Annotated in this window: 24 protein-coding genes; 12 read left to right on the top strand and 12 right to left on the bottom strand. The window is 64.3% G+C overall.

The genetic code is table 11. The features are described 5' to 3' along the window. Positions 1-50: 50 nt before the first annotated feature. From EL2594_RS07110 to EL2594_RS07090, 5 genes are all read right to left on the bottom strand, one after another. Positions 51-854: an enoyl-CoA hydratase/isomerase family protein gene (locus EL2594_RS07110; RefSeq protein WP_011414366.1), complete on the bottom strand. Its 804-nt coding sequence runs from the start codon at positions 852-854 to the stop codon at positions 51-53. Positions 855-880: 26 nt separating this feature from the next. Then, entirely contained in the window at positions 881-1,609 is a 729-nt protein-coding gene (locus tag EL2594_RS07105; RefSeq protein WP_011414365.1) for a DUF2459 domain-containing protein, read from the bottom strand. Further along, the gene (locus EL2594_RS07100; protein ID WP_011414364.1) at positions 1,573-2,493 is read right to left on the bottom strand and encodes a 50S ribosomal protein L11 methyltransferase; all 921 of its coding nucleotides are present in this window, start codon (positions 2,491-2,493) and stop codon (positions 1,573-1,575) included. The genes EL2594_RS07105 and EL2594_RS07100 overlap by 37 nt, the downstream gene beginning before the upstream one ends. Positions 2,494-2,550: 57 nt before the next feature. Next, complete coding sequence (locus EL2594_RS07095) at positions 2,551-2,847, bottom strand: GIY-YIG nuclease family protein (RefSeq protein ID WP_011414363.1); 297 nt, start codon at positions 2,845-2,847, stop codon at positions 2,551-2,553. Positions 2,848-2,916: 69 nt separating this feature from the next. Beyond that, the gene (locus tag EL2594_RS07090; RefSeq protein WP_011414362.1) at positions 2,917-3,642 is read right to left on the bottom strand and encodes an SDR family NAD(P)-dependent oxidoreductase; all 726 of its coding nucleotides are present in this window, start codon (positions 3,640-3,642) and stop codon (positions 2,917-2,919) included. A 165-nt stretch (positions 3,643-3,807) separates the two neighbouring features. On the opposite strand from EL2594_RS07090, the gene sdhC reads away from it, so the two are divergent. The 5 genes from sdhC (at position 3,808) to EL2594_RS07065 (ending at position 7,770) form a co-directional block, all read left to right on the top strand. Then, complete coding sequence (gene sdhC, locus EL2594_RS07085) at positions 3,808-4,188, top strand: succinate dehydrogenase, cytochrome b556 subunit (protein WP_011414361.1); 381 nt, start codon at positions 3,808-3,810, stop codon at positions 4,186-4,188. Positions 4,189-4,198: 10 nt separating this feature from the next. Next, on the top strand, positions 4,199-4,585 hold the full coding sequence (gene sdhD, locus EL2594_RS07080) for a succinate dehydrogenase, hydrophobic membrane anchor protein (protein ID WP_011414360.1): 387 nt from the start codon (positions 4,199-4,201) through the stop codon (positions 4,583-4,585). Further along, entirely contained in the window at positions 4,585-6,417 is a 1,833-nt protein-coding gene (gene sdhA / locus EL2594_RS07075; protein ID WP_011414359.1) for a succinate dehydrogenase flavoprotein subunit, read from the top strand. Before sdhD ends, sdhA begins: the two co-directional genes overlap by 1 nt. Before the next feature lie 27 nt (positions 6,418-6,444). After that, on the top strand, positions 6,445-6,816 hold the full coding sequence (locus EL2594_RS07070) for a hypothetical protein (RefSeq protein ID WP_011414358.1): 372 nt from the start codon (positions 6,445-6,447) through the stop codon (positions 6,814-6,816). A 108-nt stretch (positions 6,817-6,924) separates the two neighbouring features. Next, the gene (locus EL2594_RS07065) at positions 6,925-7,770 is read left to right on the top strand and encodes a hypothetical protein (protein WP_049762539.1); all 846 of its coding nucleotides are present in this window, start codon (positions 6,925-6,927) and stop codon (positions 7,768-7,770) included. A gap of 14 nt (positions 7,771-7,784) precedes the next feature. Here EL2594_RS07065 and EL2594_RS07060 read toward each other — a convergent pair whose 3' ends face one another. From EL2594_RS07060 to EL2594_RS07050, 3 genes are read right to left on the bottom strand one after another with little or no spacing between them, the layout of a single operon-like run. Continuing rightward, positions 7,785-8,348, bottom strand: coding sequence for a ClpP family protease (locus EL2594_RS07060; protein WP_011414356.1), 564 nt, complete (start codon positions 8,346-8,348; stop codon positions 7,785-7,787). Positions 8,349-8,388: 40 nt separating this feature from the next. Then, positions 8,389-9,024 (bottom strand): peptidylprolyl isomerase, encoded by a 636-nt coding sequence (locus EL2594_RS07055; protein ID WP_155806007.1) that lies wholly within the window; start codon positions 9,022-9,024, stop codon positions 8,389-8,391. A 5-nt stretch (positions 9,025-9,029) separates the two neighbouring features. Continuing rightward, positions 9,030-9,860, bottom strand: coding sequence for a hypothetical protein (locus EL2594_RS07050; RefSeq protein ID WP_041685176.1), 831 nt, complete (start codon positions 9,858-9,860; stop codon positions 9,030-9,032). A gap of 140 nt (positions 9,861-10,000) precedes the next feature. On the opposite strand from EL2594_RS07050, the gene EL2594_RS07045 reads away from it, so the two are divergent. Continuing rightward, a complete protein-coding gene (locus EL2594_RS07045) occupies positions 10,001-10,381 on the top strand; it encodes a BlaI/MecI/CopY family transcriptional regulator (RefSeq protein ID WP_011414353.1) in 381 nt (126 codons plus the stop codon). Next, positions 10,378-12,060: a M56 family metallopeptidase gene (locus EL2594_RS07040; protein WP_011414352.1), complete on the top strand. Its 1,683-nt coding sequence runs from the start codon at positions 10,378-10,380 to the stop codon at positions 12,058-12,060. The genes EL2594_RS07045 and EL2594_RS07040 overlap by 4 nt, the downstream gene beginning before the upstream one ends. A gap of 100 nt (positions 12,061-12,160) precedes the next feature. Here EL2594_RS07040 and EL2594_RS07035 read toward each other — a convergent pair whose 3' ends face one another. Both EL2594_RS07035 and EL2594_RS07030 read right to left on the bottom strand, forming a co-directional pair. Continuing rightward, positions 12,161-12,691: a hypothetical protein gene (locus EL2594_RS07035; protein WP_011414351.1), complete on the bottom strand. Its 531-nt coding sequence runs from the start codon at positions 12,689-12,691 to the stop codon at positions 12,161-12,163. Between the two features lie 4 nt (positions 12,692-12,695). Further along, a complete protein-coding gene (locus EL2594_RS07030) occupies positions 12,696-13,565 on the bottom strand; it encodes a KPN_02809 family neutral zinc metallopeptidase (RefSeq protein ID WP_011414350.1) in 870 nt (289 codons plus the stop codon). Positions 13,566-13,666: 101 nt separating this feature from the next. On the opposite strand from EL2594_RS07030, the gene EL2594_RS07025 reads away from it, so the two are divergent. From EL2594_RS07025 to EL2594_RS07005, 5 genes are all read left to right on the top strand, one after another. After that, positions 13,667-14,425: a 3-hydroxybutyrate dehydrogenase gene (locus EL2594_RS07025; RefSeq protein WP_011414349.1), complete on the top strand. Its 759-nt coding sequence runs from the start codon at positions 13,667-13,669 to the stop codon at positions 14,423-14,425. A gap of 29 nt (positions 14,426-14,454) precedes the next feature. Next, positions 14,455-15,891 (top strand): M28 family peptidase, encoded by a 1,437-nt coding sequence (locus tag EL2594_RS07020; protein ID WP_081432292.1) that lies wholly within the window; start codon positions 14,455-14,457, stop codon positions 15,889-15,891. Between the two features lie 81 nt (positions 15,892-15,972). Next, entirely contained in the window at positions 15,973-17,436 is a 1,464-nt protein-coding gene (guaB, locus tag EL2594_RS07015) for an IMP dehydrogenase (RefSeq protein WP_155806006.1), read from the top strand. A gap of 43 nt (positions 17,437-17,479) precedes the next feature. Beyond that, positions 17,480-18,661, top strand: coding sequence for an RsmB/NOP family class I SAM-dependent RNA methyltransferase (locus EL2594_RS07010; RefSeq protein WP_011414346.1), 1,182 nt, complete (start codon positions 17,480-17,482; stop codon positions 18,659-18,661). Between the two features lie 68 nt (positions 18,662-18,729). Next, complete coding sequence (locus tag EL2594_RS07005) at positions 18,730-19,233, top strand: tetratricopeptide repeat protein (RefSeq protein ID WP_041685174.1); 504 nt, start codon at positions 18,730-18,732, stop codon at positions 19,231-19,233. Between the two features lie 92 nt (positions 19,234-19,325). Here EL2594_RS07005 and EL2594_RS07000 read toward each other — a convergent pair whose 3' ends face one another. Further along, positions 19,326-19,820, bottom strand: coding sequence for an RNA pyrophosphohydrolase (locus EL2594_RS07000; RefSeq protein WP_011414344.1), 495 nt, complete (start codon positions 19,818-19,820; stop codon positions 19,326-19,328). Between the two features lie 2 nt (positions 19,821-19,822). Then, a complete protein-coding gene (locus tag EL2594_RS06995) occupies positions 19,823-20,773 on the bottom strand; it encodes an alpha/beta hydrolase (protein WP_011414343.1) in 951 nt (316 codons plus the stop codon). Positions 20,774-20,902: the final 129 nt, after the last annotated feature.

The following is a 20,902-nucleotide window of genomic DNA, read 5'->3' as shown; positions in this document are numbered from 1 at the left end:
CTGTTGGGGCTGATGCTTGATCAAAGCGCTCCGCGCTGCGATGTTCCGCATTAGTCGGGCGTGTAGTCGGGCTTCCGCTTTTCGAGGAAGGCGCGCATGCCTTCATGAAAATTGGGGCTGGCGCTGGTCATCAGCTGGTTGCGGTTCTCGATCGCCATGGCGGCTTCGAGGCTGCCGGCATCGGTGGCGATCTGCAGCCCTTCCTTGGTCATGCGCAGGCCCTTTGGCGAGGCGGCGAGCAGGTCGTCGATCCAGCCTTGCGCTGCGCTCTCCAACTGGTCGTCCGGCACGACTTCGGAAACCAGCCCTACGGCCAACGCACGCTCGGCATGGATGAAACGCCCGGTCAGCATCAGCTCGCTGGCAATGGATTGCCCGACCAGGCGCGGCAGGAAATAGCTCACACCCATGTCGCATGAGGACAGGCCGATCTTGATGAAAGCGGCATTCATGCGGGCGCTCTCACCCGCCAGCCGAATATCGGAGGCGAGGGCGAAAGCGAACCCGCCGCCGCATGCCGGTCCGTGCACCAGCGAGAGGATCACCTGCGGGCAACGGCGCATCTTCACATAGACATCGGCGAGAAAGCCCTGGAATCCGAACCCGCCACCGAAGGGGAATTCCTGATCTTCGCCCTGCCGCTCCTTGATGTCGAGCCCGGCGCAATAGGCCTTGCCCGCACCGCGCATCACCACCACGCGCACCGACCCGTCGTTGTAGAGCCGTCCGAAATAGTCGTTGAGCTCCGCCACCATGTCGAGCGTGATGGCATTGAGCGCATCGGGCCGATCGAGCGTCAGCCAGTCGACCTCGCCGCGCTTTTCGACGGTGATGGTGGTGTAGTCATTGTGCATGGCGGGCCCCTCGTAGTTTTGGCTGGCTATTCACCCTCGGGTATCCACTTCATCACGCCGCCCGCGAGCGGTGTCCAGGTGCCGATCTTGATTCCCGCTTCCGCAAGGGTGTCGCTGACCCATTGGTTGCAGGTGTTGGTGAGCGTGTAGCGGCCGGTCGCGTCGAAATGGACGGCGTGTTGCTGGTAGCTCGTATAGCTCTTGCGCGGCGTGGCGAGCGGCACAGGGGGCAGTGCCGCTTCGACCTGCTCGACCAGGCGCGTGTATTCTTCCGGACGAAGCGTGATCCAGCGAAAATCCTCGCTGGCCTGCGGCCGGACGTAATGCGCCACCCGCAGCAGGCCTTCACCGCCCCCGAATACCACGTTGGCGGCGACGGCCGGATCGAGATCCGTCCATGTCGGCGTATTGAGGAATACCTCCTTCTCGCCCCAGCCGACCGCGATGTGGGTGGGCATCCAGCCATCCTCGCGCGGCCGGCCGGCGGTCGGAAAGGTCTCGCGCCAATCCTTCAGGGGGCTGACGACCGGCATGACGATTCCGGTGTGGAGGCCGTTCGTCTCGATCATCACCGGAATGCCGGCCTCGGGTTCGGTCCACCCGGCATTGCGCGGGATCGAACTGCCGATCCAGGCCGACAGCAGGAAGGCCAGGACGAGGAGCAGCAATGCGCCGACCGCGATGCCGAGGATCCGGAGCGTACCGCCGAACCAGGGCTTCAGCCCGCGTTGCGTCCGATACGCTTTCGCATCCATAGGATCGACCAGTCTCCGTTCACGAGCCTCTTGGCGAGGCGAAATCCGGCACGCCGGTAAGCGGCGCGCACCCGCGCTTCCTGTGTTTCCAGCAGCCCTGCCAATAGCAGATGCCCGCCAGGAGCGACATGCGCGGCGAAATCCCCGGCCAGATCGACCAGCGGCCCGGCGAGGATATTGGCGATCAGCAAGTCGTAGGGGCCGCGCGCAGCGATCAGCGAATGGTCGGTGCCCGCAGCGACGATCATCGTCATTTCGCCCGGCCCGCTCCCCTGCGCGATGCCGTTGGTGGCGGCATTGGCTTCGATGACCGGCACGCAATTCGCGTCGATATCGGTCGCGGTCATCGTAGCATGTGGCCACAGCCTCAAGGCGCCGAACGCGAGCAGCCCAGTGCCTGTGCCGATATCGGCGATGTTGCGCGCTGAAACGCCCTGCCGCTTCATCAGGTCCAGCATCGCGAGACATCCGGCGGTCGTCTCGTGCTGGCCGGTACCGAAGGCTTGGCTGGCGGGGATCGCGAAGTTGACCGTGCCGGGTGTGTCATCAGGCGGGAAGTCGGGGGTGTGGACGTAGAAGCGCGCCGCCCGGATCGGCTCGACGCCCTGCTGGCTGAGCGTCACCCAGTCCTCTTCCGGGAGTTTCTCGACTTCGAAAGGCGGAGCCTCGCCCGCGAACAGGGCGGCGGCCGCCTGCTTGTCCGCCTTGGTCGGTCGGCGCGGGTACCAGCATTCGAGCACCCAGTCCTCGGGCCGGTCTTCCGCCACTTCGCGTCCCGAGATGACCACCGCATCGTCCCAGTCCCACGCCTCGTCATGCGCGAGGAGCGCGGACTGTATCACGGGCTTCGGCGCAAAGGCGGTGAGTTTCCAGCTCGCAGTCATGTCCAGTTCGATTTCTCTTTTTCTCCGTCATCCCCGCGCAGGCGGGGATCCAGCTTCCTACAACATGACCAGGTCTGCAAACCTGTCCTCCCAGTCTGGATTCTGCTCCTCGATAAGCCTGATCTTCCAGTCGCGGTTCCACTTTTTAAGTTGCTTCTCGCGTTGGATGGCTTCGTCGATCGAGTTGAACCTCTCCGCGAGCACGAGTTGGTCGCATCCATATTGTGCGCAGAAATCCGATCCCGCGCCTGTGCGGTGTTGTAGCACCCGGTGTGGGAGTGAGCTTGTGACGCCAATGTAGATAGTCCCGCGATAGCGGTTGGCCATGATATAGACGTGACCTCCCTTCTTCACAGGTGCGCCAAAAAGAAGCTGGATCCCCGCCTGCGCGGGGATGACGAGGTGGTGCGCGTTTTCATATCGCTAGCGGACATAGCTCGCCCCGTTTGCGTCCAGCGTCGCGCCGGTCAGGCTGGGTGGGGCATCGAGCGCGAGATAGGTCGCGACATTGGCGATTTCCTCGGGCTTAGCGACGCGGCCGAGCGGGATGTCGGCCAGCAGGCCCGGTCCGCCGCGGCTTTCGAGATAGTCGCCCGCCATCGATGTGTCGGTGAAGCCCGGCGTAACGGCATAGCTGTAGATGCCGTCGTTCCCATACGCGCGCGCGATGGTCTTGTGCATCGCCAGCATTCCGCCCTTCGCCGCGGCGTAGTGCCAGTGCGCCGGGCTGTCCCCGCGATGTCCCGCCCGGCTGGCGATATGGACGATGCGGCCCGCTTCCTCGCTATCGGCCCGCTCCCGCTCCAGCCAGTGCTGGACGGCGAAGCGGCTGAGCTGCGCGGCGGCCGTCAGGTTGATCCGCAGCGTGTCCTCCCACGCATCGAGCCAGCGGATATCGGCGGCATTGAGCGGATTCTGCTGGAACAACCCGGCATTGTTGATCAGCACATCGATCCGCCCTCCGGCCATTTCCAGCGCATGTTCCCACAACATCTGCGGCGCGGTCGGCTCGGTAAAATCGGCGGCGAGTTCGCTTTCGCCGTCGCCTTGCGTCGAATGCCCGATCACCCTGGCCCCGCGCGCTTCGAGCATTTCGCGGGTGGCGGCACCGATGCCGCGGCTGGAGCCGGTGAGGAGGATGGTGGACATGGCGCGAGCGATACGCGCAAGGGGAAGCGGCTGTCGAGCATGGATCGACGACCGGACTTTGGTGCACGGCCCTTAGCCTATCCTTGCACAGAGCGCTCGTTGCGCTAAGTGGAGGCGCACATCCACCGATGAATTTCGGGACGTTTTTTCGGGACCAGACGATCTATGGCCAACCGCCCACTCTCACCGCACCTGCAAATCTGGAAATGGGGCCCGCATATGCTGGTCTCCATCCTCCACCGTATCACCGGCGACGGGATGGCGCTGGTCGGGCTCGGCGTACTGCTGTGGTGGCTCGGCGCGCTGGCGAGCGGGCCGGAGGCCTATGAAACCTTCTCGACGCTGGCGACAACCCCGATCGGTTATGTCGTTCTCGTCGGGCTGAGCTGGGCGTTCTTCACCCACCTGATGAGCGGGCTTCGCCATTTCGTCCTCGATATCGGTGCGGGCTACGAACTCGATACCAACAAGATGTGGTCGATCGTCTCGCCGGTACTCGGCGTCCTTCTCACCGTGGCCTTCTGGGCCGTGGTCCTGCTGAAATAAGGGGCACACCATGGGCAACGGAACTTCACTCGGGCGCGTTCGCGGTCTCGGTTCAGCCAAGGAAGGCGCACATCACTGGATCGTCCAGCGCTTCACCGCGATCGGCAATGTGGTGCTGATGCTGTGGCTGGTGGCGAGCTTCATCCTGCTGCCGAACCTCAGCTACGACACCGTCAGCGGCTGGCTTGCATCGCCGATCCCGGCGGCGGCGATGGTGCTGCTGATCGTCAGCGTATTCTGGCACGCCCGGCTCGGCCTGACCGTGCTGATCGAGGATTACGTCCACGAAGCCGGTCTCAAATTCGCCGCACTCGCGGCGCTCAACCTTGCTGCGGTCGCAGGCGGTGTCTTCGGCATCTTCTGCATCGCCCGTCTTGCTCTTGGAGGTGTTGCCTGATGGCGACCGACACTAACGCTGCCCCCGCTTACCAGATTATCGACCACACCTTCGATGTCGTCGTCGTCGGCGCAGGCGGCTCGGGCCTGCGCGCCACCATGGGTGCCGCCGAGGCCGGGCTGAAAACCGCCAATATCTCCAAGGTCTTTCCGACCCGCTCGCACACCGTCGCGGCTCAGGGCGGCATCGCCGCATCGCTCGGCAACAACACGCCCGATCATTGGTCGTGGCACATGTACGACACCGTGAAGGGTGCCGACTGGCTGGGCGACCAGGACGCGATCGAATATCTGGCGCGCGAGGCTCCGGCCGCGGTTTATGAGCTCGAACACGCAGGCGTACCCTTCAGCCGCAACGAAGATGGGACGATTTACCAGCGCCCGTTCGGCGGCCACATGCAGAACATGGGCGAAGGCCCGCCGGTCCAGCGCACCTGCGCCGCGGCCGACCGCACCGGCCACGCCATGCTGCACGCGCTCTACCAGCAGAGCCTCAAGTATGACGCGGATTTCTTCATCGAGTATTTCGCGCTCGACCTGATCATGGAAGATACGCCCGAGGGCAAGAAATGCCGCGGCGTGATCGCGATGTGCCTGGATGACGGTACGATCCACCGTTTCAAGGCGCATGCCGTGGTGCTGGCGACCGGCGGTTATGGCCGGTGCTATTACACCGCGACCAGCGCGCACACCTGCACCGGCGATGGCGGCGGCATGGTGCTGCGCGCCGGCTTGCCGTTGCAGGACATGGAATTCGTCCAGTTCCACCCGACCGGCATCTACGGAGCGGGCGTGCTCATCACCGAAGGCGCACGCGGCGAGGGCGGGTATCTCACCAATTCCGAAGGCGAGCGCTTCATGGAGCGCTATGCGCCGAGCGCGAAGGACCTTGCCTCGCGCGATGTCGTCAGCCGTTCGATGGCGCTGGAAATGCGCGAAGGGCGCGGCGTCGGCGAAGATGGCGATCACATCTACCTGCACCTCGATCACATCGATCCCAAGGTGCTGGCCGAGCGCCTGCCGGGCATTACCGAGAGCGGCAAGATCTTTGCCGGTGTCGATTTGACGCGCCAGCCGCTGCCGGTGACGCCGACCGTCCACTACAACATGGGCGGGATTCCCTGTAATTATCACGGGCAAGTCGTGGCCGGTAAGGCGGGCGATCCCGATGCCGTCGTGCCGGGGCTTTATGCGGTCGGCGAAGCGGCCTGTGTCAGCGTCCATGGCGCCAACCGCCTGGGTTCCAATTCGCTGATCGACCTGGTGGTGTTCGGCCGCGCAACCGGCCTGCACCTGAAGGAAAACTTGAAGCCCAATGCTGCGCATGACGCGCTGCCTTCGGACAGTGCGGAACTGGCGCTCGCCCGCGTCGATCACTTCCGCCACGCCAAGGGTGGCACGCCGACCGCGAAGATTCGCGAGAACATGCAGAAGGGCATGCAGAAGCACGCCGCCGTGTTCCGCGACAGCAAGCTGCTGAGTGAAGGCGTCGAACTGCTGGCCGAGGTCAACAAGAGCATGGAGGACATCGCTGTCTCCGACCGCTCGCTGATCTGGAACAGCGACCTGATCGAAACGCTCGAGCTCGACAACCTGATGGCCCAAGCCAATGTCACCATCGCCAGCGCGGAAAACCGCAAGGAGAGCCGCGGCGCACATGCGCACGAGGATTTCCCCGAGCGCGACGACAAGGAATGGATGAAGCACACCATCACTTGGTTCGACGGCTGGGGCGGAAGCGGCGGCGCGATGCGGATCGATTATCGCCCGGTGCACGAATATACGCTCACCGACGACGCCGAGTATATCGAACCGAAAAAGCGGGTGTACTGATTGGATATAGCTAAAAAGGGACAGGTTATGAACATCGGTACGTCAAAATCGAAACTGGTTGTGGTAGCCGCTCTGACAATCGCACTTTCCGGTTGTTTTGCCACGAATGAAGATTGCGAAACCGCCGAGACCGACGAATCCGAGGAATCGTCGGATGGGTTCGTGCTTGAGGCGGAAACGCATCCTGATCCCGCGAAAGAGATAGCTATCGGCGGGGATGTATTCGAACTCGATTCTGATACCGACCACACAACTTACGGGCGCATTTGGACTTACAGAGGTCGCCATATGCTCAATGGGCAGATGTACGACATCTTCACCAGTGACGACGGTTTTTTCGATTATGGATGCATTACGAACGGCGAATATACGAGCGGAGCTCCGTGCATCATAAGCTGATCAGAACATCGTCCGAAATATCCGATGTCAGACCTCGCCGGTCCTTGGGTTAGCGCGGTCATTTCAACCAGGTGCGGTTTGCGACTGAGGGCTGCGTTGCTCTTCGCCATGGCGCTTTCCGCATGTGCAAGTGCCGGTCCACCGGCGCCGCCAACGGCTGTGGGTCCGCTGGGCGAGCCCTATGTCTATTCGCAGCAAGTCGATGCTGGCGGCATTCCGATCCGCTCGTCGGCGCGCGTTTCCGACGGGGCGCTCGAGGCGGCGAAGGATATGGTCGAGGCAATGCTGGCCTTCCGCCCCGATCTGCGCGACCATCTGGTCAGCGCGGGCTATCGCGTGTCGATCATTGCCGAGGAAGAGGCGCTGCTCGACCTGCCGGATTTTGGCGATTGGAAGCGACCGGACCGCGACGATCCTCGCCTGACCCGGTGCGAGCGCAAGCTCTACGAAGTGCGGATCGGCTCACTCACAGACCGGGCCTACTGGAATGCGCGGGCGCGGGGGATCGGCGGGGTGCATACGGTCGGGTCGGAGGAGGATGTCCTCGGTATGCCGTCCAGCCGCTATTACGGCGAGACGATATTCGTGCACGAATTCGCCCACAACGTGCTGTTCGCGATCGAGGCGGTCGATCCCGCGCTCTTCGCGGGGGTCGAAGCGGCCTATGCCGCTGCGCTGGCGGAGGGGCGCTGGCTCAACGAATACGCGACGACGACCGTGCAGGAATACTGGGCGGAAGGCACGCAGTTCTGGTTCGACAGCAATCGCCTGGTGGTGGTCGACGGGCGACGTATCCTCAATCACCAGGATCTCGCGGATTACGATCCGGCGCTCTACGCGGCGCTGTCCAAGGCTTACGGCACCAACCACTGGCTCGAGTCCGATCCGTTCTATCTGAGCGAAGCGCGCGTGCCGCCCGGACCGATTCCCAAAAATACCGCCGAGGTCTGCTGACGTCCCGGCGCCCGCTAGATTATTCCGGCGATCAGACCCTTGTCGAGCGCTTCTTCAGCCGGGATATACCAATTGTCGGGCGCTTTCTCGCGGAGGGTCTCGAAATCGACCGAAGACCCCTCGACGAAAGACTGGAATCCTTCTTCCTCGATCGCGATCGAATGCTCGATCTCGTGCAGTGTCGCTTTCAATTGCGCGATGCAGCTCTTGAGCGGGCCGGACAGATTGATGGTCTTGGCGATCTGGCGCTCGTGCACCATCAGACGGGTGCCGCTGGTTAGATATCTCTTGTCGACCGGGAAGCTCGCCATGAAGGTCGCGCCGGCCGAATAAACCGCCGCCTTGCCGAGAAAGCAGATGTCGCGCCCCGCGTCGCGCAGCAGGCGAATGTCGTCGCCCATGGCGCGCGCCACTTCGGGATCGCCGCCCAGCGTCGTCAGTGCGAGGACCAGTGGACCTTCCGTAGGCGCGGCGCCGAGCTGGTTGCGGAATTCCGCATACATCGCTTCGTCGACCCCGCCGATGAGGCGCAGCTGCGGCGAAGAAAGGATCGATTGCTTCTGCTGGTCTGTGTCCATACCCCACCAACCAAGCGGAAAGGCGCGCGTTCCTGACCTTCTATTCGGCCCGTCGCGCGGTCAGGATCTTTACCGGTTCCGCCAGCATCTGGCCCTTCATCCAGCCTTCGCCCTTGTCGGGGTCGAGCGGGGCGGCGTGGATGGCCTCGACCACCTCCATCCCGTCGGTGACATAGCCGAACACGGCATATCCGTTCTGCCATACCGGGTCCTCGGCTTCCGGGTCGGCGTCCATCCCGGTTTGGTCCTGCACCATGATCGAAAAGTCGCCGTTGGCGGTGCCCGGTTCGCCCATCGCCATGGAAAGCGCGCCGCGGGTGTGGCTGAGGCCGGTTTGCGTGGTGGGCTCGTGCGGGATGCCGGGCAGAACGCGGTCCGGGTCCCATTGGGTGCCGCCCTGGATCAAACCGTTCGGCTGCGGTTCCCAGTCGAGATGCATGGCGCGGTAGAAGACCGTGCCGTCGAAGCGGCCTTCGTCGACATAGCGCAGGAAATTGCCCGCCGTGATCGGAGCACGCTCAGTTTCCAACGCGACAGTGATCGCACCCATGGTGGTTTCCAGCACCACATCGACCGTCTCGTATTCCTGAAGGGAAGGAGCGGGCGCTTCAGCTTCCTGCGCTGCAAGCGGGAGCGCGAGGACAGCCAGCACACCGGCGAGAAACGAACGCAGCATCAGCACTATCCTTCCTGTTTCACGAAGTCGGTCCAGCCTTTTGGCGCGGTACCGCCGGTCGCTTCGGTCGCGGCGATCGCTTCCGCCATCCGCTGCAACGCGCCCTCGCGCCCTTCCTGCCGCAGCAGGATAGCGAGATTGGCGAGGCTGCGAGCATCGCCGCGATCGTTCGCCACGATATCCTCCAACCGCTCGATTGCCAGCGTCGTATCTTTCCGCGTGAGCGCCATCGCCACCAGTGTGCGCCGCGCCGAGCGCGCTTCGTTTGCGGGCATGGCATCGGTTTCCAGCAAGCGGATCAGGGCTTCCTCGCGCAAGCCATCGTCGCTCCGTGCTTCGCCCAGTTCGTAGAGCTTGTTGCCGCCCGCCAGCCGTTCCTCGGCCGAAAACCGGTCCGAGGACGCGAGGTAACGATAGCTGTCCGCGCCGAGCCCGACCTCACCGGCCGCGATATCTTCCTGCGCCCGCGCCAGAATGCAGCTTGCCTGTTCGCCGATCGCGTCATTGTCGGCGACGCAGGTGGCGATGCGCTTCTTGTGAATGCGGCTCTGTCCGCCAAGCGGGCTCATGCCCGAACCGGGCGTCAGAGGGGCAATGCCTGTGGCGCTACGAATATTCTCGTTGGTGAAAAGCGGCTTACCGGGAATGCGCGAGCCGGTCTGCTCGGAAATGCGGTCCTCCTCGCGTTCTGCCGTCACCACGATCGGCGTCTCGCGCGCGGCTTCGACAGGGCCGCGCTGTGGCTGCTCACCCAAGTCCTGCGCGGCGAGGGAAGCGGCGGATACAAGCGCCGATAGGCCGGTCGCCAGTACGGGGGAGCGGGGAAGAAATGTCATTCATCCATGGTGATAGGTCGTTTGCCGATTGGCAAGCGAGATGAACAATTGTTCATAGAAGCTTCATGTTTACAAACGTAATCGAACTGCCTACATCTGTAATCGAAGCCGGACGGGAGCCGGTCTCATGGGAGGTAAGGGTGTCGGATAACAGCCAGCCACAGATCAGCGAAGCGGAACACGCGGTCATGGAGGCGCTGTGGGCGAAAAGCCCGCTGACCGCTGCCGAAGTGTGCGATAGCGTCTGCCGGACGCGCGACTGGAGCCTCGCGACGGTCAAGACATTGCTCTCGCGGCTGGTGTCGAAGGACGCCGTGCTGACCGAGCCGGATGGACGCCGCTTCCTCTATTCCCCCGCTATTGCCCGCGCCGATTACGTCGGCGGCGAAAGTCGGCGTCTCGTGGACCGGCTGTTTGGAGGCAAGGCCGCCTCGCTGGTGGCCCATCTCGCCGAGCAGGAAGCGCTTACCGAGAATGATATCGCCGAGATCGAGGCTCTGCTGAAGGAGCTTCGCCCATGACCGAGTGGCTGGTCGATACGCTGCTGTGGACCGGCGCGCTGATCGCGCTGGTGCTGCTGATCCGTCGTCCCGTAGCCGTATGGTTCGGGGCGCAGGCCGCCTATGCGCTGTGGCTTATTCCTGCGCTTCGGCTGGTGATGCCGGGAATCACTTTGCCCGCGTGGATGAACCCGTCGCCCGAGCCAGTATTGGCAGAGGCACCCGCCGGTGAAGGCTTTTTCGTGCTGACCGCCGAAGGCAGCGACCCCGTCGTGCCCGCGGTGGCCGAACCGGTCGCGACGCTGCCGTTCGACCTAGTGCCGCTCGCATCGGCTGCGTGGCTGACCGGCGTGATTGTTTTTCTGGTCTTCCGCTTCCGCGCCTATTTCCAGATGCGGCGCGAATTGCTCGAGGATGCGAAGCAGGTCGGGGCCATCGAAGGCGGTGCGCTCGGCCCGATCCGGCTGGTGGAGACCCCCGCCACCAACGGGCCGCTGGCCTTCGGCGTGCGCGACCGCGTGATCGCGCTGCCACCGCGCTTCCTCGCGATGACCGAACGTCCGGTGCGCGACCTCGCGCTGGCGCATGAAATTGCCCACCATCGCGGTGGGGATCTGTTTGTGAATTTCGCCGTGCAGCCGCTGTTTGCGCTGCACTGGTTCAACCCGCTCGGCTGGGTTGGCTGGCATGCCATGCGGCGTGACCAGGAGGCGGCGTGCGATGCGCGCGTCGTCGGGACTGCGGATGCCGAGATGCGCGCCACCTATGCGCACACGATTGCAAGCTTCGCAGCGGGACCAAGGGTCGCGCTGGCCGCTCCGATGGCCTGTCCGGTGCTGGGCGACAAATCGATCATCCAACGTTTGAGGAATTTGACCATGACCGATATTTCCCCGCGCCGCCGCTGGGCTGGCCGCGCTCTGCTGATGGCAGGCGCAATGGCGCTGCCGCTGACGGCTTCGATCTCCTACGCCGAGACAGTGCCGCCGCCGCCCGAAGCACCCGCTGCGCCTGAAGCGCCGGCGCCGGGCGATGCGCCGCTGCCGCCAGCGCCGCCTGCGCCTCCGGCACCCCCGGCCTTTGCCCAGGACGAGGATTTCGACGAAGCATTCGGCAACGAGGAGCGCGTGGTGAAAGAGCGCAAGGTCATCGTCGAGCGCAATGTCCGCAAGGGCGACGGCCGCGACGTCAATCGCATCGTCATCCGCCGCACCGGTGCCGATGGCGAGACCCAGGTCATCGAACGCGACGGCCTTACCGACGCGGAAGCCAAGGCGCTGGAAGAACGGATCGAAAGCGAGATGGCCGCGCGCGAGAAAGACTGGGAGAAGATGGAAAAGCGCATCGAGAAGCGCATGAAGATGCGCGAGAAGGAAATCGAGAAGCGCGTCAAGACGATCGAGAAAGAAGCGGAAGAAATCGGTCGCATCGCCGCCGAGCAGGGCCTCGCCGCCAGCAAGCTCGCGCTCAAATGCGACGACAGGAAAGCCGGCTGGACCAAGATCGCCGCGGACGGGACAAGGACGGTCGAGCGAATCTGCGTGGGCGGTCACTCTATTCACCCGGAAAAGCTCGCGATGATGAGCCTGAAGGTCGCGCGCAAGGCGATCGTCAGCGAACGGAATTTGACCGAGAGCCAGCGCAGCGAAGCCTTGGCCGAGATCGATGAAGCGATCGCCGGACTGAAGATCGAAAGCTAGGCCGCCAAGGCCTCGCGGGAGCACCCCCAGTGCTCCGCGAAAAAAGGGCGTCTCCTGCCTAAGCGGGAGACGCCCTGTTTTCTGGCGACCTGCGCTCCTGTCAGTCGTCGATGACCTGCTCTTCGTCTTCGACTTGGATTTCGACGAAGGCGGGGCGCGCAGGATATGGGCAGTCCTTCGCTTCGCCGAGGCCCTTGAGGTAGCCGCGCCGCACTGCGCCTGCGAGGATCGCGGCCTGGAACTCGCGCTGCTTGTCTGCCGCCCCGGTGATTTCGCGAACGACGCCGCGGAACGGGATCAACGAACCGACCGCGCTCTTGGCGACCTTGCCTACGGAGAGGCCGTCCTTTCCGTTTTCGATGTCGAGATCGGGACCGAGGACCGCCGTCAATCGCGCGATTTCATCGCCGATGGCGCTACAATCCGAGAGGTTCTCGTTGGCATAGGGCGCATCCTCCGCCGCGATCAGGATCGGCGGAATGGGATCGCTGGAGAGGTTGAGGTCCTGGATCGGCGTCATCGCAATGTCTCCGGCATTGGGAGCCTTGTCGACGCGTTTCGGCTCGTCCTGCGAGGCGGCACTCGCGCCGATCAGGACCAAGGGGAGAGCGAGAAGCGAAAATCTGTGCATTGGATCACCTGAAATCGAAATACTGGTCGCACACGGTGTCATCGGCACTGTCGAGGCCCGCACGCAAAGCCTGCATACGCTGCGCACTTGTACCGTGCGTGAAGCTCTCCGGATCGATCCGACCGCCCGCACGGCGCTGCAGCGTATCGTCGCCGATCGAACTCGCAGCCTGCAAGCCTTCCTGCATGTCGCCCGGTTCGATCAGATTGCGGTTCTTCCCGGCCCAAACCCCGGCATAGCAGTCGGCCTGCAATTCCATGCGCACCTGCAGATCGTTGGCGCGTCCCGGGTTCTGCTGCTGCAGACTGCGAACCTGCCCTGCCAGCCCGGTCAGGTTCTGGATATGGTGGCCGTATTCGTGCGCGATCACGTAATAGCGCGCGAAGTCTCCGCCGGTACCGGCCATGCGGGCGAGCTGGTCGTAAAAGCTGGTGTCGATATAGATCCCCATGTCGGCCGGGCAATAGAACGGGCCGGCGGCCGAACTAGCGCTGCCGCAGCCTTCGGTATTGACGCGACCGTTGCGATAGAGATCGAGTACCGGATCCTGGAATCGGATGCCCGCGCGCTGGAATTCGGGCGCCCAGGTCTCGTTGAGCGATGTGAGCGCGTTGCAGGCCTCGCGCGCATATTCGCCGCTGGTGCAGACCTCCTGCTCGCTCAAGTCTCCGCCACGCTGCTCAATCGATGCGCCCTGTTGCACACCTTCGACAACCCCGATCGTCTGCATCGGGTCGACACCGAATACGACCGCGCCGATCAGGGCAATCACCAAGGTCCCGCACCCGATGCCGCCGGCCTTGCCTCCCGGCAATCCGCCACCACCGCTCGAACGTACGCGTATCTTGCTGGTATCGAACGGATTGAGCCGCATTATCCTGTCCCCTTCGTACGTTCGCCGCCTGTTTTGGCTGGACAGGGGCGGTTTTGGCCGCAAAACGACCCTCGCGTCCATTCAATTCACCGGAGAACCCGATGTTCCTCGAAGGCAAGCGTGCTTTGGTAACCGGCTCGACCTCGGGCATCGGCCTCGCCGTGGCGAAGGCTCTCCACGCGGAAGGGGCCGAAGTGGTCCTCAACGGCTTCGGCGACGACAGCGAGATTGCATCGCTGCGCGAAGAGCTTGGCGGCGCGGCCCATTTCGGCACCGACCTGACCGACGTTGCCGCCGTCGAAGCGATGATGGCCGATGCCGGTCCGCTCGATATTCTCGTCAACAATGCGGGCATGCAGCATGTCTCGCCGGTCGAGGATTTCCCGGTCGACAAGTGGAACCTGATCATCGCGCTCAACCTGACAGCCGCCTTCCACACCACGCGGCTGGCCGTGCCGGCGATGCGGGACAAGGGCTGGGGACGCATCATCAATACCGCCAGTGCCCATTCCAAAACGGCGTCGCCTTTCAAGAGTGCCTACAACGCAAGCAAGCACGGTATCGACGGCTTCACCAAGACCATCGCGCTGGAGCTCGCGCAGACAGGTGTGACGGCAAATTGCATCAGCCCGGGCTATGTCTGGACGCCCCTGATCGAAGGGCAAATCCCCGACACCATGAAGGCGCGCGGCCTCAGTCGCGAGGAAGTGATCGAGGATGTCCTGCTCGCCAAGCAGCCGACGAAGAAATTCGTCCAGCCGCACGAGATCGGCGCGCTCGCAGTATTCCTGTGCCGCGAGGAAGCGGGCAATGTAACGGGCGCGAACTGGAGCATCGACGGCGGCTGGACCGCCGAGTAGCATCGCGCAAGAAAGGGCAAACGGGTCGCATGAGAACAGGGGGCAGGGCGCTTCTCGGGCTGGTCGCGGGGCTGTCGCTCACCGCTTGCCAGACCATGCCCGGTGCGGAGCGTCAGTTCGACGCTGCGCAGGCCGCTCTCGATACCCATATTCGCGTGCTGTCCGGCGATGACTATGGCGGGCGGCAGCCCGGCACCGAAGGCGGTCGGAAGACCGAGCAATATCTGGTCGATGCGCTGCAAAGCTATGGCTACGCACCCGGGGCCGGGGATGGAGAATGGCGCCAGCCGGTGGAACTGGTGCGGTATTCTCCGGCCGAGGCGAAGGTGACGCTGATGTCGGGCGACGAGACGCGGATAGTCGAAGGCGACCTGCTCGTAGTGTCGGGTCCACCGCAGGATCTGCTCGACCTGCCCGTCGAGCGGATCGCTGCCGATGAGGCGGTTCGCGAGGGAGCCTTGTCGGGCAAGGCGGCGCTGCTGGATGCCGCCGATGCGCGGGGGCTGTTCGCCGAGGTCAACGGAGGCGCACCGGACGCGATCGTCCTGCAGGCCGCGACCAGTGAGGAGTTCGAGCAGTTCTCCCGTTTCGTGAGCGGCGGGCGATGGCAACTCAACGACGACGAGGAGGCGCAGCCGCCGATCGCCGTGCTCTCACCCGAATTCGCGGCTTTTACCGCGCCCGGCGAGAGCCCGCTCTCCATCTCGGTCGAATCGCGACCCAGCATCCAGAGCGTCGAGACCGCCAATGTGATAGGCCGCCTCGCGGGCAACGTTCCGGGCAGCGGGGCGGTGCTGGTCCTCGCGCATTGGGATCATCTGGGGGAATGCGGCAGCGAAGGGGACGAAGATCGGCTGTGCAATGGGGCCGTCGACAATGCGTCGGGCATCGGCGTGATGCTGGAAACCGCGCGCCGGATTGCGCTGCAGGGCGGCCTCGATCGCGACCTCTATATCGTCGGCACCACGGCGGAGGAAATCGGCCTGCTCGGCGCGGAAGCTTTCGCCCGGGACCCGCCCTTGCCGCTGCCGACCATCGTGGCGGCCTTCAACATCGATACCGTCGCCATTGCCCCGCGCGGGGCCTCCACCACGGTCGTTGGCTGGGGCCGCACGCCGCTCGACGAAGACATCCGCGTGGTCGTTGAAGGCCTGGACCGGAAGTTCAAGGTCGACGAATATACCGAGCAGTTCGTCCGGCGGCAGGATGGCTGGGCCCTGCTCAGCCGCGACGTGCCGGCGGTGCTGGTGAGTACGTCCTTCGGGGACGCCAAGGCGTTCGGGGCTTTCCTGAGCGGCGCTTACCACGGTCCGAACGACGAATGGCGCGAGGACCTGGAACTGGGCGGCGCGACCGATGACATCTTCACGCACATCGCCTTGCTCCAGCATTTCGGCAGCGTGCAGAAATACCAGCCGGGCGAGCGGACGGAAGGCGCGCCGGCGGCCGATAACGGGGACGAGTGATCTTGGCCCCTAGCTAAGGTGCGGGCTTCCGGTTACAGGGCGGCGCACGATTCTCTCCTTCTGACCTCGGAAAGCCGCCTCGTGCCTATCAAAGACATCCCCCTCGGCCTCACCTTCGACGACGTCTTGCTGCGTCCTGCGGAAAGCGAAGTCCTGCCCAGCATGGCGGACACGCGCACGAAGCTGACGCGCGAGATCGCGCTCAACATCCCGGTGATCTCCGCCGCAATGGATACAGTGACGGAAGCGGACATGGCGATCGCGATGGCGCAGATGGGCGGGATCGGCGTGCTGCACCGCAATCTCAAGATCAAGGAACAGGTCGCCGCCGTTCGCGCGGTCAAGCGCTTCGAAAGCGGCATGGTGGTCAACCCGATCACGATCTCGCCCGAAGCGACGCTGGGCCAGGCGCAGGCGATCATGGACCAGCACCAGATCAGCGGCATCCCGGTGACCGACAAAGGCGGCAAGCTGGTCGGCATCCTGACCAACCGCGACGTCCGCTTCGCCGAAAATCCGGGTCAGCCCGTCCGTGAACTGATGACGACGGACGATCTGGCTACCGTCCCGCTCGGCACGGGCGAGAACGAAGCGCGGCGGCTGTTGCACCAGCGGAGGATCGAAAAGCTGGTGGTGGTCGACGATGCCTATCGCTGCATCGGTCTCATCACCGTCAAGGATATCGAGAAAGCGGTCACCTATCCCGAAGCCACCAAGGACGAAAGCGGCCGGTTGCGTGTCGCGGCCGCCACGACCGTGGGTGACAAGGGTTTCGAGCGGACCGAGCGGCTGATCGATGCCGAAGTCGATGTCGTCATCATCGACACTGCGCACGGTCATAACAAGGACGTCGCGCTTGCGGTCGAGCGGGTCAAGAAACTCTCCAACGCGGTGCAGGTCGTCGCCGGCAATGTCGCGACGGCGGAAGCGACCAAGGCGCTGATCGGTGCCGGCGCGGACGCGGTGAAGGTAGGCATCGGACCGGGCTCGATCTGCACCACTCGGGTGGTGGCCGGCGTCGGCGTACCACAGCTCACCGCGATCATGGACAGCGCGGAAGAAGCGGCGAAGTCGGGCGTGCCGGTGATCGGCGACGGCGGACTGCGCACCAGCGGCGATGCGGCCAAGGCGCTCGCTGCCGGGGCCTCGAGCGTGATGATCGGGTCCATGCTGGCAGGGACGGAAGAGGCTCCGGGCGAGACTTTCATCTACCAGGGACGCAGCTACAAGAGCTATCGCGGCATGGGTAGCGTGAGCGCGATGGCGCGCGGCAGTGCCGATCGCTACTTCCAGCAGGACGTCTCCGCGCTCAAGCTCGTGCCGGAAGGTATCGAGGGACAGGTGCCTTACAAAGGGCCCGCGAAAGACGTCGTCCACCAGCTCGTCGGCGGGATCAAGGCGGCGATGGGCTATACCGGCAGCGCGACGATCGAGGACCTACGCACCCGTGCGGAATTCGTGCGCATCACCAATGCGGGCCTGGCCGAAAGCCACGTCCACGACGTGGCGATCACGCGGGAAGCGCCGAATTATCCCACACGATGACATCCATCATGTCATCGTGTGAGTCCTCGCGAAGGACAAGCGCATGACCCCCGCCGCGCGGGTTCAAGCCGCAATCGACATCCTCGACCGCGTGATCGATGCTGCGCGCAGCGAAGGTGCGCCGGCGGACCGGATCATCGCCGACTGGGCGCGCAACAATCGGTATGCCGGAAGCAAGGACCGCCGCGCGGTGCGTGAGCTGGTGTACAGCGCGATACGGATATGCGGCGAGGTTCCCGAAACGGGGCGGGCCGCGTTGCTGGCGCTTGCCGAAGAAGACACGTCGCTGCGCGAATGCTTCGACGGCTCGCAATATGGACCAGAGCGGATCGGCGAAGAGGAAGGCGTGGCTTCGCGTGGAATCGCACCGGGCTGGCTGACAGAGGCCTTGGCGCATTCCGGCGTCTCGCACGAGGAACGAGAGGCGCTGCTGGGCCGTGCGCCGCTCGACATTCGCATCAATACGCTGAAGGCTAGCACCGAAACGGTCGAACTGCCCCAAGATGGCGAACCGCTTGCCTTGCCGAACGCCCTGCGTTTTGCGTCCGGCACGCAGGTCGAGCAATGGCCCGCCTATCGCGACGGCAAGATCGAGGTGCAGGACCTTGGCAGCCAGCTCGCCTGCCGCGCCGCAGACGCAAGGCCCGGCGAGACGGTGCTCGATCTTTGCGCCGGGGCAGGGGGCAAGACGCTGGCGCTGGCAGCGAGCATGGAATTGCGTGGCCGGTTGATCGCCAGCGACACCGACCTGCGGCGCGGCCGACAATTGCTGCCCCGCGCCGAACGCGCCGGCGCCGCCGGGATCGAAACGCGCTTGCTCGATCCCGGCCGCGAGCTGGAGGTGCTGGGCGACCTGACAGGCCAGGTCGATTGCGTGCTGGTCGATGCGCCCTGTTCCGGCACGGGCACCTGGCGGCGCAAGCCGGAGGCGAAGTGGCGGCTCACGCCGCATGCGCTTCAGCGCTATGCCGACTTGCAGGACCACCTCCTCGATGTCGCAGCCAGGCTCGTCAAGCCGGGCGGCCGCGTGGTCTTCGTGACCTGCTCGCTGCTCGACGCCGAGGGCCCGGATCGCTTCGAAGCGTTTCTGGTGGGGAATTCTCGATGGGAGGCCGATATCCCCGAGTTGCCGCTCGGCCGTCAACGCGGGAAAGGTATCCGGCTCTCGCCGTTCCATGACGGTACGGACGGATTCTTCATCGCCCGTGCAGTCTTGCCGTGCTAGCCCCGCCGGGTATGGTTGATGGACCGTCATCCGCGCCACCTGCGAGTCTTCGCGTGAAGGAATTGCTTATGCGTTTCGCCCCAGCCGCCGCTGCCCTTTCGCTGCTCGTCGCCGTGCAAACGAGTGTGAGCTATGCGGACGAAGGCGCACCGGCTCCGCGGGCGGCCATGCTGATCACTGAAGGCATGGCGGCGCTCGAGGCGGGACAGCCGCAGCGCGCGGTGGACGCTTTCGAGGCCGCGCTGGCGGTCGATCCCGGCCATACGCCGATCTACTTGCACCTGGCCGAAGCCGCGCGCCGCGAGGGGCTGCAAGGCAAGGCCATCGGCTATTACCGCGAGACGCTGAAACGCGACCCGGACAATTACGCCGCCATGTCGGGCGAGGGCGCGGCTCTGGTCGAGAAAGGCGCGGTCGAGAAAGCGCGGCGCAACCTGTCGCGGCTGGAATCCTTGTGCGGCGAAACATGCCCGGAAACGCGCGACCTCGCCACGGCCATCTCCCGCGGCCCGCAGCCGCGCGTGCTGCGCGCCGAGGCCGTGATGCCCGACGCGACGGTGTCGCAGAATTGATGGTTCCGCGTAATCCAGCGAAGGCTGGGATGCATTCGAACCAGCGCCGTTCTGCCCTTACGAAATCCCTGATTTCGTCGGGATGACGAGAGCTAGATCAACGACCGGAATTCCTTGACGACGGCGCGGTAAACTTCGCGCTTGAAGGGCACGATAAGACGCGGAAGTTCGTCGGGTTCGACCCATTTCCACTCGCTGAATTCGGGGGGATTATGGGCAGCGATATCGATGTCGGCATCCGTGCCCGTGAAGCGGGCGAGGAACCAGTGCTGCTCCTGGCCTCGGTATCTCCCTCCCCATAGCTTGCCCTGCAATTCCTCCGGCAAATCATAGCGGACCGGGTAGGGCATGCGCGCAATCACATCGGCCAGATCGGCGGAAACGCCGGTTTCCTCTTCCAACTCGCGCATCGCCGCTTCTTGTTGCGTCTCGCCCGGATCTATCCCGCCTTGCGGCATTTGCCATGCGCCGAGGTTTTTCGAGTCGATCCGTTGCGCTGCGAAGACCAACCCTTCGCGGTTGGCGAGCATGACGCCGGCGCATTGCCGGTATCGCAAGTCCTCGTGGTCCGCCGAGCCGCTGGCCATAGTCAACTTTTCACCGCCAGCATCAGCTTCATGACCTGGATGACGTTGTCGAGCTCGCGCTGGTAGCTCGGGACTGCTTGCCGCAGGTTGGTGAAGCTGTGGGTGCCGCCTTCGACTTCGAGGAAGACGTGGTCGATACCCGCATGGGCGAGGGCGGCGGCATAGTCGCGCCCTGAATCGCGGATCGGGTCGAGGCTGGCAGTGACCAGCACGGTCGGCGGCGTGTCCTCGTGCCTGCCGAGGATCGGCATGGCCCGCGGGTCGTTCTTGTCGGGCTTGTAGGCGGCTTCGAAAAATTCGATTGCGGCCTTGGTCAGCACGAAGCCTTCCGCGAAGGCCTCGATGCTGTTGGACCTGGCGCTGTCGCTCGCCAGCGGAAAGATCGGCACTTGCAGCACGACCGGCGCATCGGCGGGCTCCTGCGCAAGCGCCTGGCTGACGACGATTGTGGCATTGCCGCCGGCGCTGTCGCCGATCGGGATGACGCCCGTCGCGCCGCGACCCAGGGCGTCGGGCGATCCGGCGATCCAGCGCGTTGCGGCGATGCAATCCTCGATCGGGGCGGGGAAGGGATGCTCGGGCGCAAGGCGATAGTCGACCGCCACGACCGGCAGGTCCATCTGCGCCGCGATCTCCGTGCACAATGCATTGTGCGTATCGAGATCGCCGATCACGAAACCGCCGCCATGGTAGAACACGATGACCGGACCGGGATCGCGGCTTTCCTGCGTATCGTAGAGCCGCAAACCGATGTCGCCGGCCGGGCCGGGGCAGCTCAAATCCTTGATCACCGCCAGTTCGCGCGCGGGCGCATCGGCCATCTGGTGCAATGCCATATAGGCGGCGCGCGCTTCCTCAAGCGAGACCTCGTCGATCGGTGCGCCCCCGGCCTGCTCCAGCATCGCCAGGAAGTTGCGCACGTCATCGCGCACGAAGAATTCGGTGTCTTGCATCGCGGCTCTCCTCTTGTCTCAAAGGCATAGCGGCAGCGCGCAAACTGTCCACCTGCCGCGATTACCCGATGTGACAGAAAAACTTGATTGCCCGCCCACATAAGCGCACCTAGGTCGCGAGCCCGAATG

Source organism: Erythrobacter litoralis HTCC2594, assembly GCF_000013005.1.
GTDB classification, from domain to species: Bacteria; Pseudomonadota; Alphaproteobacteria; order Sphingomonadales; family Sphingomonadaceae; genus Parerythrobacter; species Parerythrobacter litoralis_A.
This window is presented reverse-complemented; position numbering and strand designations above follow the sequence as displayed.